The sequence below is a fragment of the Pseudomonas sp. PAMC 29040 genome, assembly GCF_003994535.1.
In the GTDB taxonomy this organism is placed as follows: Bacteria; Pseudomonadota; Gammaproteobacteria; order Pseudomonadales; family Pseudomonadaceae; genus Aquipseudomonas; species Aquipseudomonas paraversuta.
Map to the genome: position 1 here is coordinate 247,971 of NZ_RZAA01000007.1, position 12,974 is coordinate 260,944.

General features: G+C 53.8%; 9 protein-coding genes. 4 read left to right on the forward strand and 5 right to left on the reverse strand.

All coding sequences use genetic code 11. From position 1 onward, the window contains the following. Window positions 1-169: 169 nt before the first annotated feature. The gene (locus tag WG29040_RS15125) at window positions 170-937 is read right to left on the reverse strand and encodes an NAD(P)-binding domain-containing protein (RefSeq protein ID WP_127196454.1); all 768 of its coding nucleotides are present in this window, start codon (window positions 935-937) and stop codon (window positions 170-172) included. A gap of 725 nt (window positions 938-1,662) precedes the next feature. Here WG29040_RS15125 and WG29040_RS15135 point away from each other — a divergent pair. Further along, on the forward strand, window positions 1,663-2,751 hold the full coding sequence (locus tag WG29040_RS15135) for a hypothetical protein (RefSeq protein WP_003446085.1): 1,089 nt from the start codon (window positions 1,663-1,665) through the stop codon (window positions 2,749-2,751). Window positions 2,752-3,037: 286 nt separating this feature from the next. Here WG29040_RS15135 and WG29040_RS15140 read toward each other — a convergent pair whose 3' ends face one another. From WG29040_RS15140 to WG29040_RS15155, 4 genes are all read right to left on the reverse strand, one after another. Continuing rightward, entirely contained in the window at window positions 3,038-3,814 is a 777-nt protein-coding gene (locus tag WG29040_RS15140; protein ID WP_127196455.1) for a hypothetical protein, read from the reverse strand. A gap of 88 nt (window positions 3,815-3,902) precedes the next feature. After that, entirely contained in the window at window positions 3,903-4,799 is an 897-nt protein-coding gene (locus tag WG29040_RS15145) for an EAL domain-containing protein (protein WP_127196456.1), read from the reverse strand. A gap of 133 nt (window positions 4,800-4,932) precedes the next feature. After that, window positions 4,933-8,139 carry an ATP-binding protein gene (locus WG29040_RS15150; protein WP_305955225.1) on the reverse strand — a complete coding sequence of 1,069 codons (3,207 nt, stop codon included), beginning with the start codon at window positions 8,137-8,139 and terminating at the stop codon, window positions 4,933-4,935. 7 nt (window positions 8,140-8,146) lie between these two features. After that, window positions 8,147-8,773: a response regulator transcription factor gene (locus WG29040_RS15155; RefSeq protein WP_127196457.1), complete on the reverse strand. Its 627-nt coding sequence runs from the start codon at window positions 8,771-8,773 to the stop codon at window positions 8,147-8,149. On the opposite strand from WG29040_RS15155, the gene WG29040_RS15160 reads away from it, so the two are divergent. From WG29040_RS15160 to WG29040_RS15170, 3 genes are all read left to right on the forward strand, one after another. Further along, the gene (locus tag WG29040_RS15160) at window positions 8,772-9,071 is read left to right on the forward strand and encodes a hypothetical protein (RefSeq protein WP_127196458.1); all 300 of its coding nucleotides are present in this window, start codon (window positions 8,772-8,774) and stop codon (window positions 9,069-9,071) included. The two genes, WG29040_RS15155 and WG29040_RS15160, sit on opposite strands and share 2 nt — an antisense overlap. A gap of 504 nt (window positions 9,072-9,575) precedes the next feature. Next, window positions 9,576-10,103 (forward strand): fimbrial protein, encoded by a 528-nt coding sequence (locus tag WG29040_RS15165; protein WP_127196459.1) that lies wholly within the window; start codon window positions 9,576-9,578, stop codon window positions 10,101-10,103. A 270-nt stretch (window positions 10,104-10,373) separates the two neighbouring features. Further along, a complete protein-coding gene (locus WG29040_RS15170) occupies window positions 10,374-12,920 on the forward strand; it encodes an outer membrane usher protein (RefSeq protein WP_256681556.1) in 2,547 nt (848 codons plus the stop codon). Window positions 12,921-12,974: the final 54 nt, after the last annotated feature.

The window sequence follows — 12,974 nt, forward strand, 5'->3', positions numbered from 1 at the left end:
CGTATGCAATCCGAGATTGAAATCCTTACTTTTGGCTGAGGCTCTCAGCCTCAGCTTTCTCGTCGCCGCGTGCAGAAACGGAGTTTTCACGGGTCGATTTCCGGGCAGTTTGAGCGGTGCAACTTTTTCAACACTATCGGCCATGAGCAGGCATCAGCGAACGCTGATGCTAAGCGTCCTTTTTCAGGCGCGCGAACACCCCATCACATGCCTCCCTCCAAGCCAGCATTGCCCCATTCTTTCGAAGCTTTTCTAACCCGGCGTAAGTGTAGGTACCAGGTGTTGCGATACTACCGCCCAGAACTTCCAGGCTGACGTCAGGTTGGTGCCGTGCACTGGACAGACAATCCTGCATATTGCCCATCACCAACTGTGCTGCCTGTTCATGGGAGAGGCCCTTCCCGGTAAACCACTCCTGAAGATCACCGAGGAAGAAATAAAACCAGCCGTTCATGCACGCCGCAACGGTGGCGAGCTCAAATGCGTCCTCCTGGTCGATCACGACCAATGATCCAAGGGCGCCGAGCAAGCGCTCATGAGGCTGGCCGCCTGGGGTCAAGACAACAGTTGATTGGTTGATCTGAGCGGCATAGGACAGCATCGCCCGTACGTGCCGAGCTTTGGGAAAGCTTTGTTCCAGCTCGCTGATACTCATACCCGCTACGAGTGAAACCAGCGTCTGTTCGGGCTTGAGTCGTACCTCATTGGCAAGTTGCTCAACAGCATCGGGTCGCACGCCCAGAAATAGCAGGTCGCTGTCATCGACCACACCCTGGTTGTTCTGCGCAATCTCACAGGCCCAGAGCCTGCATAGCTCTCGGGCACGATCATTATTGCGCGGTGAAAGCAAAACCCTCCCGGAAAACCCGCTTCGGCGCAAACCAATAACGATCTTCTCCGTCAGTTCGCCAACACCCAGAATTCCAATGTTCAGCACGCTGCCTTCTCCTGTGTTGAGCAAATAGAGAGTGTCTCACGATAACTGGGTGGCAGCCTGCCCCGGAGGGCCAGTCGACCCAAAGCCTCCATCCCTGGCCAATCATGAAACGCTGCCCAGAGCACCTGGACATCTTCAGCCCTCTGCCGCTGACCTCGTACTCAAGCAAAATTACAGCTTCACCCAAGCCAGTCGCTCACTCGGCATGGGCGAGTCGTCTCTGCGGGGAGCGGATCCGGGCTTGTCGGCATTACTGGGTTGTAATCGCGCAGCCGCAGCGATCGCATGCTTAACCCCGCCTGCGACAACGGTATCCAAAGTCTGATCCAGAACAGGTACACGCGGTGCCTGACCGGCCCTTTCGCCTGCGGGCGCCAAGTCTCTGGCCGCGCATTCTGTGGTCGTGCGCTAAGTCCTTGATTTATAAATCACTACTTGTTTCCGAATGTTTCAGGTGGTTGTGCGGTCGTTATCGCCATGTTTGAGAGATTAGTGGTGCTAAACGGATTTTTACCGAGTTTTATCACTGGATATAACGGCTTATATGGTGAAAAAAGCTGCCTGACAGTTCTTATACTGCGGGCGGCGTCCGTACACCCGGGCAGCACAACAAATCGCACTGATTTGCGCTGCTGCCCAGAGCGAGTCGTTCCATGGAAAGAAGAGGCCGGCACTGCATCTCTATTTCCATGCATCTAATAAGTCTAAGAATGAGAAATAGTTTAATGAATAAACAATCGATCCAGATTGCCCTTGCTTACATGTCCGTCGTGATTGGTGGTGGTTTTGCCTCCGGGCAGGAGGTACTCCAGTTTTTCACCGGCTATGGGCTTATAGGTATTGTCGGCACTCTGGTAAGCGGTCTGATGTTTGCCTTCCTCGGCATGCAGATCGCTCGAATGAGCTCGAAGATGCAGGCGAGCTCGCACAAGGAGGTTCTCTACATTCTGTTCGGTGCGCGCATCGGCCTGGTCGTCGATGTGGTGCTGTCCTTCTTCCTGTACGGCGTCGGTGTAGTGATGCTGGCCGGCAGCGGTTCGATCTTTGCCCAGCAGTACGATCTGCCGCCCTTGTTCGGTGGCGTATTGATGACGGTATTGGTGATCGCCACGTTGTGCATGAACGTGAAGCGAATCATCGACCTGATCAGCGCGGTAATGCCTTTCCTGTTGGCGATGGTGCTTATCATCACCACTTACTCGATCTTCAGTTACAACGCCCCGATCGAGACCCTCGACGCGGTTGCCCGTGAGAACAACGAAACAGTTTCTGGCAATTGGTTTGTGGGCGCCTTGCTGTACGCGTCTTTCAACATCGCCGTAGGCTTCCCGATGCTGGCTGTCATTGGTGGCATGACCAAGCAACCCAAGGCTGCCGCACTGGGTGGCGTACTCGGTGGTCTCGGTCTGGGTGCGTTGATCCTGCTGTTGAACATCGGCCTGTTTGCCAACATCAACCAGCTCGAAGGCATCGAAATGCCTTCCCTGGCACTGGCAGGGCGTATCTCGCCGATCCTTTCGGTGGTGATGTCGGTGGCACTGGTTTGCATGGTCTACAGCACGGCGGTGGGGATGTTCTTTGCATTCAGCGCCCGCTTCGCCAAGCCTGAAACCAGCCGCTTCAAGTTGATTAGCGCAGTCACGGTATGCATAGGCCTGGCCTTGAGCCTGGGTGGCTTCAGCAAGCTGGTAGGCACTGTTTACCCACTGTTGGGCTATGTCGGCTTCGCCCTGATTCTCGCTATTTGCTTCAACTGGCTACGCAGCCGCTCCATTGCCAAGGCGCAAAAAGCTGCGCTGGAAGCTGTTTCCTGACCCTTGAACCTGTGGGCAATCGTTCGCAGGCACGGCAGTAGATCCAGCGCTGACCCTTTGATTGAACCCCGCCTCGAGCGGGGTTTTTAGTGCCTGGAGATTTCCAAAGGTCGACATCGCCATTTTTCCACCCTGCGAATGCCACGTCGAAGACCTGCAGGCGGCCGAGCACTGTATTTACTGCATTCGATGGAAATACTTAATGGTAGTAACGGCGACCTGCCGGCGATGTGTCGTGTTGTGCTAAACCCTCAGAAAGAATTTGTCCGCCAATTCACTAAATGAATCAAAGAACATTAAGTTGAAGTATTGTCGATCCACTATATGTTCCAGGCGGTTTACGTCCCTTGTAAGACGCCTTTATCCATACCGGGCTGGAACCTCGAACATCGAGTGTTGCAGAAGAGCCGCCGTCGGCGATACCCAGTACAACTGTACCCGCGCCTGTCAAATCTACTTCTCCCTGATTGGGGATCTGCAGGCTGACGGTAGTGTTTTCGCTGCACTCGATATAAGTATAAGCCCCGCCTGCATTAACTTCAGTGGTTGTACCCCTTAAATATATGCTGGTCGCAGTTGCTGAGCATGTGACTGGCGGTGGTATGGGAGGGATCGTCGCGATATCGTATGAGAGCTGGAACCAACCATAGCTTCCGGGCTTCAAACAACGGAAGTCGAGAGATTCACGAGTTGTCACAGGTGCACTGACCCGATTTATGGAAGCACCCACCAGGCTTTGAAGTGTGGCTCTTGCCTCTGCTTCAGTACGGCATATGAAATTAAGACGAGGGCAACCTGATGTGCCAGCCGTGTTGCATTCAAAAAAAGCGTAGGGGCGCGAAAGTCTGAAGAACTGATAACCCGGCACGGGATTGTTACTATTAATATCCCTGATCTCACCACTCATGATGTCGATGGATAAGATGGTTCCGGTACATAAACCTGCTCTCATTGGTTTTCCACACCCAGGCCCTGTTTCAGACACCCGAATGATAGCTGCCGTTGACTGTAGAGGGGCGAGCAGCAGCATGATTAATACGGCATTCAGGATTGATAGATACATGAGCTTCCTTTCACCAACATAGCGCCTTGTCACAGCAGAATTTCGCTGTGCCTGCTGACACCTGCCCGAAAGTCAGGGCTGTCCTGAATCAGGTTCTTGCGGTTGACCGGGAGCATGGGCATGGGTTTTGTATCCAGTTTTCGAATACAGCGATCGGCATCGGTTTAGCACACAAAAACCCCTGACCAAACTGGACTCCCATCCCATACAGCTGATCGTGCTGAGCTGCGTTTTCAATACCCTCCACTACCAGATGCATGCCCATTTCGGCGGCCAGCGCTACAGTGTGGCGAATGGCTGCAATGTACCGGCCGGGACCATCGATAAATCGGGTGAATTCTTCAGCCAGTTTGATTTCACTGAACGGTACCTGGCAAAGGCGCAAGAGTGACGAATAGCCCGTTCCGAAGTCATCAATTGACAGCCGTACACCTAAATGATGCAGGCGAATCAGCTGTTTAACGCTGGCAGCGCAAGCTTCGCCGGTCCCGTCCTCGGTGATTTCGAAGGTGAGGGACGAGAGTGGCAGCGCGTGCTGGCGCAAGCGGGTCTCCAGGCGTTCGATGAGTGCATCACTCATCAATTGATCAAGAGACAGGTTGAATGCCATGCCTATGAATCTGCCTTGTTCCAGTAGCTTTAGCTGAAAGGCCAGGCTCTGCTCCAACAATTCGAATAGCAGTGTATCGAGCCATTTTTCACGGGCCATCAGTGCAATGAAGGTTGCTGGATTGAGTACGCCATACAGAGGGTGATGCCAGCGTGCCAGGACTTCCACCGAGTCGACCTGACCAGTGTGTAAATCGAATTTGGGTTGTAGGTACGCATTGAACTCTCTGCGTAGAAGACTACGTTTTACCTCCCCGGCACTGGGCAGTCGGGCTGTTTTTTTCGGAGCGCTTGAACTGTCCGGCCGGTTTTGCAGAGCTTGCTTTGGTTGGTAAGTGTGGCTCGCAACGAGTGCGTGCAATGAGGTTTTTTGCATGGTGGGGCAGCCTGAATGGGTATGCCTCTGAGCCTAAGCGATCCCACCCTGGCGACACGAAAGACGAATCTGTATTTTCGCCGAGATTTTTCTGGAACTGCGCGCAGATAACTCTCGGCGCCAGCCCGGAACATCAGCTCGGTCGCAGTGCCTGGTTGATTGCCTCCAGTGACTGCATCAGCATCGTCACCGCTTCAAGTGTATTAATGGACATTATTCCATCAGCGCACAGTTCTTCGACCTCAATGCATTGTTCCAGTAGTCCTGAGTGGTTGAGCATGTACGCGGTGCCTTTGAGCTTGTGCGCAACGCGTTCCATTTCCTTCAGGTCTTCCTTGTCCAATGCACGTTGCAAGGCTTCGAGTTCGCTGTTGTTGCTTTCGATCACCTGTTCGGCCAAGGCCGCCTGGATAGTGCTCATCGACGACGGCAAATTTTTGAGTTGTTGCTCGTCTGTGTCGAGCTTGGGGATCCAGCGGTTAAGGTCGGCCAGGGTGATTGGCTTGGTCAGCGCATGATCCATACCGCTGGCCAGGCAGCGCTCAAGCGCTTCGCGTTGGGCGTCGGCGGTCAGTCCAATGATGATGCACGGGCGAACGCCCCGGGATTGCTCCAGCCGGCGGATGCTTTGGGTCATTTCGATACCGCTCATCTGCGGCATGTTGGCATCGGTGAGCACAATGTCGATTTCATTTTCTTGCCACATCGCCAGGCCTTCAAGGCCATTGCTGGCGGTGACCACACGATGACCCAGGTAGGAGAGTTGCTGGTACAACAGATACTGGCTCGGTAGATGGTCTTCAGCAATCAGTATTGTCAACTTCGCATCTTGGCTTTGACCCACGTTTGCTCCTGGGGCAGGAGTGAGTACATGGCCCTCGGTGCTGACACAATCAAGCACGATGCTGAAGGTCAACTGAGTGCCGGACTTCGTATCGCTCACCACCTCCAGATGCCCCCCCATAAAGTCGCTTAGCTCCTTGCAGATCGCGAGGCCCAGGCCAGCTCCAGCATTGGGGTCGTTGATCGCATCTTGGATAATAAAGAAGGGTTTGAAGATTTGATCAATCTGCGCTGCATGGATGCCAACGCCGGTGTCACTTACGCTGATAAGTACGTGCAGAGAGGACTTGCTCGCAGGTGTTACCTGGCAACGAATATGGATGCCGCCCTGTTCCGTGAATTTGATCGCATTGCTCAGGAGGTTGGAGATGATTTGTTTAACCTTCAGTGCGTCCACCCAAACCAGCTCATCGGCCAGTGGTGCTATATCCAGGCGCAGGTACAAACGTTTCTGCCGAGCCAGGCCAGAAAAAACGTTGCTTGTGGCTTCCAGGAGTTCCTTGATCCGGGTGGGTTCAGGCAACAGGCTCAGCTTGCCCGACTCAATGCGCGATATGTCGAGGATGTCGCCAATCAGGGCTAACAGATGGTTCGCCGAATCGTAGGCGATGTGCACCGACTGTGTGTTGAGCTCAGCGTTGTCTTTGCGAGTGAGCACCAACTCCAGCATGCCAATGATCGCGTTAAGCGGAGTACGGATTTCGTGGCTCATGGTGGCCAGGAACACTGTTTTGCTCCGGCTGGCCTTTTCGGCGGACTCCTTGACTATCTGCAGTTCGTCCAGCAGTAACTGCCGCTGCTCAAGGTCGTTGCGCTTCTTCAGAATTCGCCGGCGCTGAATCACGATCAGCAGGCCGGCTACCACAAGCAGGGCGCCCAGCACCTCGAAGGATCGCCAGACAGTAGAGGCGATCCCTTCCCAGTATTTTTCATCGGTAGCAGTGTTGGCACGCCAGCGCCCGATGATCTGCAGGTTCTTGCGCGGAGGGATTTCAATCATTGCCTTGTTGAAGATCGAAATCAATTCGGACTGATCTTTTGGGGCGGCGAACACGATCTTCGCATCCTCAACATTGAGGATGCCGCCGATTTTCAGGCTTGATTCGTATTTGTAGGAGAGGTAGTAACGCGCGACGTTGGCAGGCGCCAGGACATAGTCGGCTCTACCTTCCCGGACAAGATTGAACGCCTCGGCCATGGTTTCGGTGTTCAGGATCCGCACATGGGGATATTGCCGGGTAATCAGCGCATTTTGTAGATAGCCTTTTGCAACAGCGACGGGTGCCGTGCTTTGTGCTTCAAGGAGCTCCTGATGGTTCTGGCGCATCACGAACAGGTAGGGCGCGACGGCCAGGGACCGGGTATGCAGATAGGGCAGCGAAGACTGACTGTCTTCAGTCAGGATGCCAATGCTTGCCTTGCCATTGTCCAGCAAAGCGCTGACTTCGCTCAGCGAGCTGACACGGATAATCTTGAGGTGAATATCAGTCTTTCGCCGAATGATACCCAACATATCTGAAGCAATGCCATTCAACCGGCCATTGCTGTTGAAAAAAGCGTAAGGGGCAAGATCTTCACTGATCGCAAGGCTGACTACCCCGGCATTGCTGATCCAGGTGCGTTCCGCGTTGCTGAGGTGCAGGCGAAAATCACTTAGATCACCACTCTCAAAGTCGCCCCAGAAATACTGGGCCTCGGTCATCTGGCGATGCTTGATGCTTCCCAGTCCGCGGTTCAGGAGGCCAGCCAGTACCGGATTGTTGGCTGCAAGGGCAAAAGAAAGATCCACCTTTGGCAGGCGCGTGCTCTGGTTGATTTCAAACTGAACACTGAATAGCTGGCTGGACAGGTAGTAGGTGGAGAGCGTGTCGCCGAGGTAAACGTCATTATCGCCGGTCAGCACCGACGCCATTGCGGCAAGGGGCGTGGGATACATAATGAAGTTCCCTTGGCCGCCATTGCTCTTGTACATCGAGAGTGCAGCGCTGTTGGCCACAGCGATGCGCAATTGAGGATCATTGATGCTGTATTCGCGAAGATCCCCTCCGTCTGCGAAGAGGGCAAGCTCCGACTGCCCGTAAGGTGGCGTGAGTTGCACGCCAAAATCGCTGGCCTCTTGGGGGGTGGCGGTGGCCACCATATCTATCTGTCCCTGACGCAAGGCGTCAAAGGCGGCATTTATCGTGGTGAACGGGCGTACCTTGATCTCGATCGCCAGTTCGATCCGCAGAGCTGCCAGGTAATCCGCGGTGAGACCTTCAAAGCTGTTGTGTTCACTAAATATGCGGTACGGCGGCAAGGAATCGCTGGTCACGCCGACTATCAGCGCTTGCTTTTGATCGAGCCAAGCCCGCTCAACATCGTCGGGCTGGACTTTCACGCTATCGAGTTGTTGTCGCGCGGTGGGCTGTAGATCGCCCGTCTCGGACCTGACCGGCATACAGGACAAAATAGTGAGTAGAACGAAGGCGCCGAGTCGGGATATTGTCGATTTCACGTCAAGGTCAAATAAGGTTGTGCTGTTTGGCAATGTTCGCCAACTCGACCACTGAGGTCACGCTGAGTTTCATCAGAAGGTTGACCTTGTGGCCGCTGACCGTCTTGCTACTAAGGTTGAGTTTGGCTGCGATGTCACGGTTGGAGTAGCCCTCGGCCAGCAACTTCAGGATCTGCATCTCGCGATCTGTAAGATTGCCCAGGTCGCCCGCGGCAACTGTTTGAGCACCGCCAGAGTAGATCGGCATGGCATCCCTTGGAAATAACACATAGCCATCGGCGATGGTATTGATCGCCTTGATCAGTTGGCTAATAGGTTCGTGTTTGCTCACAAATCCGCTCGCTCCGGCTTGAAAGCAGCGAGTGGCATAAGCCTCTTTCATCTGTGAGGTGAATACGAGCACCCGGGTATCGAGTTTTTCCCGGGCGATTCGTTGTAACACCGTAAGCCCGTCCATTTTTTCAAGACTTATATCCAGAATTACCAGGTCTGGCTTAAGGGAATCGATCATTTGCAAGGCATCGACCCCATCGGCCGTCTCGCCAACGGTCTCGAACCCGATCTCATCGAGAGCGTTACGGATGGCCATGCAAATAACCGGATGATCATCGACGATCAATACTGTCTTACTCATGAATCTTGACTCACCTGTGGGCATGCATCGGGAGGACAACTATGGCTGGCTACAGCCACCGCTCAACCCGCTCAGTCTGAACAAGACTTGGCTGAGCATTTTCGAATTTTCCGGGTATATAAAATATTACATTTTGTTACATGGGGGATTATTGCAGGAGCCGCCCCGATGGTCACCAAGCTTTGTGCTGCTGATCGGCGAGACCATTCTTGCCTGCAAGCAAGATATTTCTGGCTGGCGCACAGGCACCTTGAATGCATCAGCACGAGTCAGCACAACAAAAGAAACTGTCCAGTAGACGCTAGCTGATTTGTGCCGGGACGCTATCTTTTTCCGGTGCAGGCTGCGCGCAAGGGTAGATACATTAATACTGCGTCTGTAACAGTCCCCGCTTTGTCTATCGGGCATGCCGGGGCTCTCAATAAACGGTTGCAGGGCGAAAGTCCGTGAGGCTTCACTTCTGGGGCTCTGCAAGCCGCCTCCGGCTCTGGTGTATTTTATAATTTTTGCGAATGAGTTTATCAAAGCAGGTTGTTGTTTCGCCTCGCGATACCCTGGTTTAAAAGGGTTTTATAAAAAGCGCCGATACCGATCGAGAAATTTCTCGGCCTGCCTCAAGAAGCGTCTCAGTTACCTTGATGGGCCTGACTCTTATACTGTGCGAAGTTCAACGATATCGATATATCGGGGGCTTTGACCGCATGCCATTGTGCGTCACTTTGATGGAGCACTGCCTCTATTAAAGGATTGTAACTAGAGGCATGGTCGCAAACTTATAATTGTCATAAAGGAAATAGCGCGAATGAAACTTAATAAAATCGCCCTGGCAGCCGCTTTGGTACTTGGCACTATCACTACTGTACAGGCTGCGGATCAAGGTAACGGTGTCGTACGCTTTACCGGTTCTATTATTGATGCGCCTTGCTCTATTGATCCGAACACTGTTGATCAGACGGTTGAATTGGGTGCGGTCTCTAACGTGGCGCTGGTTGATTCTGGTAACTCCGCCCCGAAATCTTTTGAGATCCGCCTGGAAAACTGCAGTCTGGACACTGCAAAAACTGTCAAAACGACCTTTAACGGTGCAGCAGGTGAGGGTGGTTTGCTCGGTATTACCGGTGACGCTCGTGGTGCGGGTATTGCGTTGACCGATGGTAACGGCGCTGCGATCACCCTGGGCACTGCCACTACTGGTCAGTTGGTCAGCGCCGGCGCTAGCAATGCAACCTTGGCCTTCAGTGCCTACCTCAAAGGTAACGGTGGTGATGCTGCTAGCATTATTCCGGGCGAGTTCAGCAGTACGGCCAACTTCATGTTGTCCTACAACTAATCGGCTCCCGAGTCCGGTTTAGCTATGCATGTGGGTGTATCCCACATGCATTTTTAATCTGAATAATAAAATTTACCAACTACAGGTTTGGCAGAAAGCGCTGTGTTTGAGCGGCTTTCTGTGTTTGCTGGGTAATCAACAAAAAGTATAAGTTTAGGGAATTGCTTGGGTTCTTTGCTTTTTCGTGGGTGGTAGTTGAGTGGATGTTATGTTCAGTCTGTAGTTGGCGTACTTTTTGGTGTAAATATAAATGATATGGACTCCTCAGTCATGAGTGTACCGAACTGGGCACTTGTACCTTTTCGTCCACGCATATTGGGCGTTTCCATGGCTTGTGCATTCAGTGGCGTCGGGTATCAAGCCAGTGCACAGGAAGTACAATTCAATATTGATGTTCTGGATGTTAAAGATCGCGAAAATATGGACTTGGGCCAATTTTCCCGTGGCGCTTATATCATGCCGGGCGATTACACGATGCTCGTACGTATTAACAGGCAGGAACTGCCTGAACAGTCTGTGGTTTTTTATCCCTCAGAACAGGATGCAAATGAGAGTTCGGCCTGTCTCAGTCCGGCTCTGGTGGACCAGTTTGGTTTAAAACCGGACATCAGCAAAAAACTCACGTGGTGGCACCAGGGGCAATGCCTGTCACTTGACAGTCTGCCGGGGGCAACAGCGCGTGCTGAATTGGGCACTTCCAGTCTGATGGTAAACATACCGCAGGCTTATCTTGAATATGCCGTAGACACTTGGGATCCGCCGTCGCGTTGGGACGAAGGCATCCCCGGTCTGTTCGTTGACTATTACATGAATGGCCAAAGCCAGCGCCAGGAGCAGGGCGGTGGTACTTCTTACAACCTGAGTGGTAACGGCACAGTGGGGGCTAATATGGGCGCCTGGCGGCTGCGTGCCGACTGGCAAACGCGGCTGGATCATCGGAGCAATGGTCAGGGTCCGGGCAATAGCTGGGACTGGAGCCGCTATTACGCCTACAAGGCTATTCCAACCCTTGGGGCGCAGTTTTCCCTGGGTGAAAACTTCCTGTATTCCGACATCTTTGACAGCTTTCGGTTTACCGGCGTCAGCCTGATCACCGATGACAGCATGCTGCCGCCTAACCTGCGCGGTTATGCCCCGGAAGTGTCAGGCGTAGCTCGGACCAACGCCAAAGTGGTGATAACCCAGCAAGGGCGGGTGCTGTATGAAACCCAGGTTGCATCGGGGCCGTTCCGGATTCAAGACATTAACGATGCCGTTTCCGGGCAATTGGATGTGCGGGTAGAAGAGCAAGATGGCAGCGTGCAGACGTTTACTGTCAATACTGCCAGCGTTCCCTACCTGACCCGGCCAGGGTCGGTGCGTTACAAGGTCAGCAGCGGTCGCCCCTCGGACTTCAGCCACAGTACCGATGGGCCCGTGTTTATCGCCGGTGAGGCTTCGTGGGGGGTGAGCAACGGCTGGTCGCTTTACGGCGGCGGTGTTGAAGGCGGTGATTACAAAGCCTTGGCTCTGGGCGTAGGGCGGGACCTGATGGCCTTTGGGGCATTATCGTTTGACATTACTCAGTCGCGGGCCCGACTGCCTCAAACGGAGCAAAACACGCTGAGCGGTGCTTCTTACCGGCTGCGCTATTCGAAAAACTTCGACAAGTACGATAGCCAAGTGACCTTTGCCGGGTATCGCTTCTCGGAGAAAGACTATATGTCCATGAGCGATTATCTGGATGCCCGTAACTTCGGTACCCGTAATGAAAATAGCAAAGAGCTCTACAACGTCAGTTTCAGGCAGAACTTCAGCGACAGCGGGTTGAGTACCTACCTCAACTACGACCATCAGACTTATTGGAATACCCAGGCCAACGACCGGTACACCTTTACCTTGTCCAAGAGCCTCAGCTTCGGTCAGTTCAGGGGCATAAGCCTGTCGATGACGGCGTACCGCAACAAGTACAGCGGTGCCAATGATGACGGCATGTACGTTTCGTTCTCAATGCCACTGGGTGGCGGCAGCAGTTCCGTCAGCTACAGCGGCAGCTATGATCGCGATGCCAACAGTCATCAGGTGGGCTATTACGACCGTTTGGCAAATGGCGACAGCTATCAGCTCAACGGTGGCAGAAACAGCAACGGCACCACCGCCAGTGGCTTTTACACCCATGACGGAACCCTGGCGCGGGTCAATGCCAATACCAGCTACCAGGAGGGGGGTTATGCCTCGGTGGGTATGTCGCTGCAAGGCGGGGCAACTGCCACCTTGGAAGGCGCTGCGCTGCACCGCTCGAACATGGTTGGCGGCACTCGAATCCTGGTTGACACCGACGGCGTCGCGGATATCCCAATTTCGGGCTACGGCTCAGCCATCCGCACCAACAGGTTTGGTAAAGCAGTGGTCACCGACGTCAACAGTTATCACCGCAACAAGCTAAGCATTGACGTTAACAAGTTGCCGGAAAACGCCGAAGTAGGGCGCTCGGTGACGCAAGCCACCTTGACCGAAGGGGCTATTGGCTATCGACGGTTCGAGGTGGTGTCCGGTGAGAAAGCGATGGTGGTGATCCAGTTGGGCGATGGTTCAAGCGCTCCCTTTGGGGCCACGGTGAAAAACCACAAGGGCCAGGAGGTGGGCATTGTCAGTGACGATGGCAACGCCTACCTCAGCGGCATCAACCCTGGCGAGCAAATGAGCGTTCACTGGAATGGCCAGGCGCGGTGTGCGCTGCAAATGCCCGCACAGATTGCCGAGGGCAGCATGGCCGAACAGGTGTTGTCATGCACCGGGCTACCCGCCAGCGAATCGCTAAAAAAAGCCGCGGGTTGACGGCGTACGGCAAATACACCTGTAGCCCCTGTGGCAGGCCAGTGTGACGTTCTC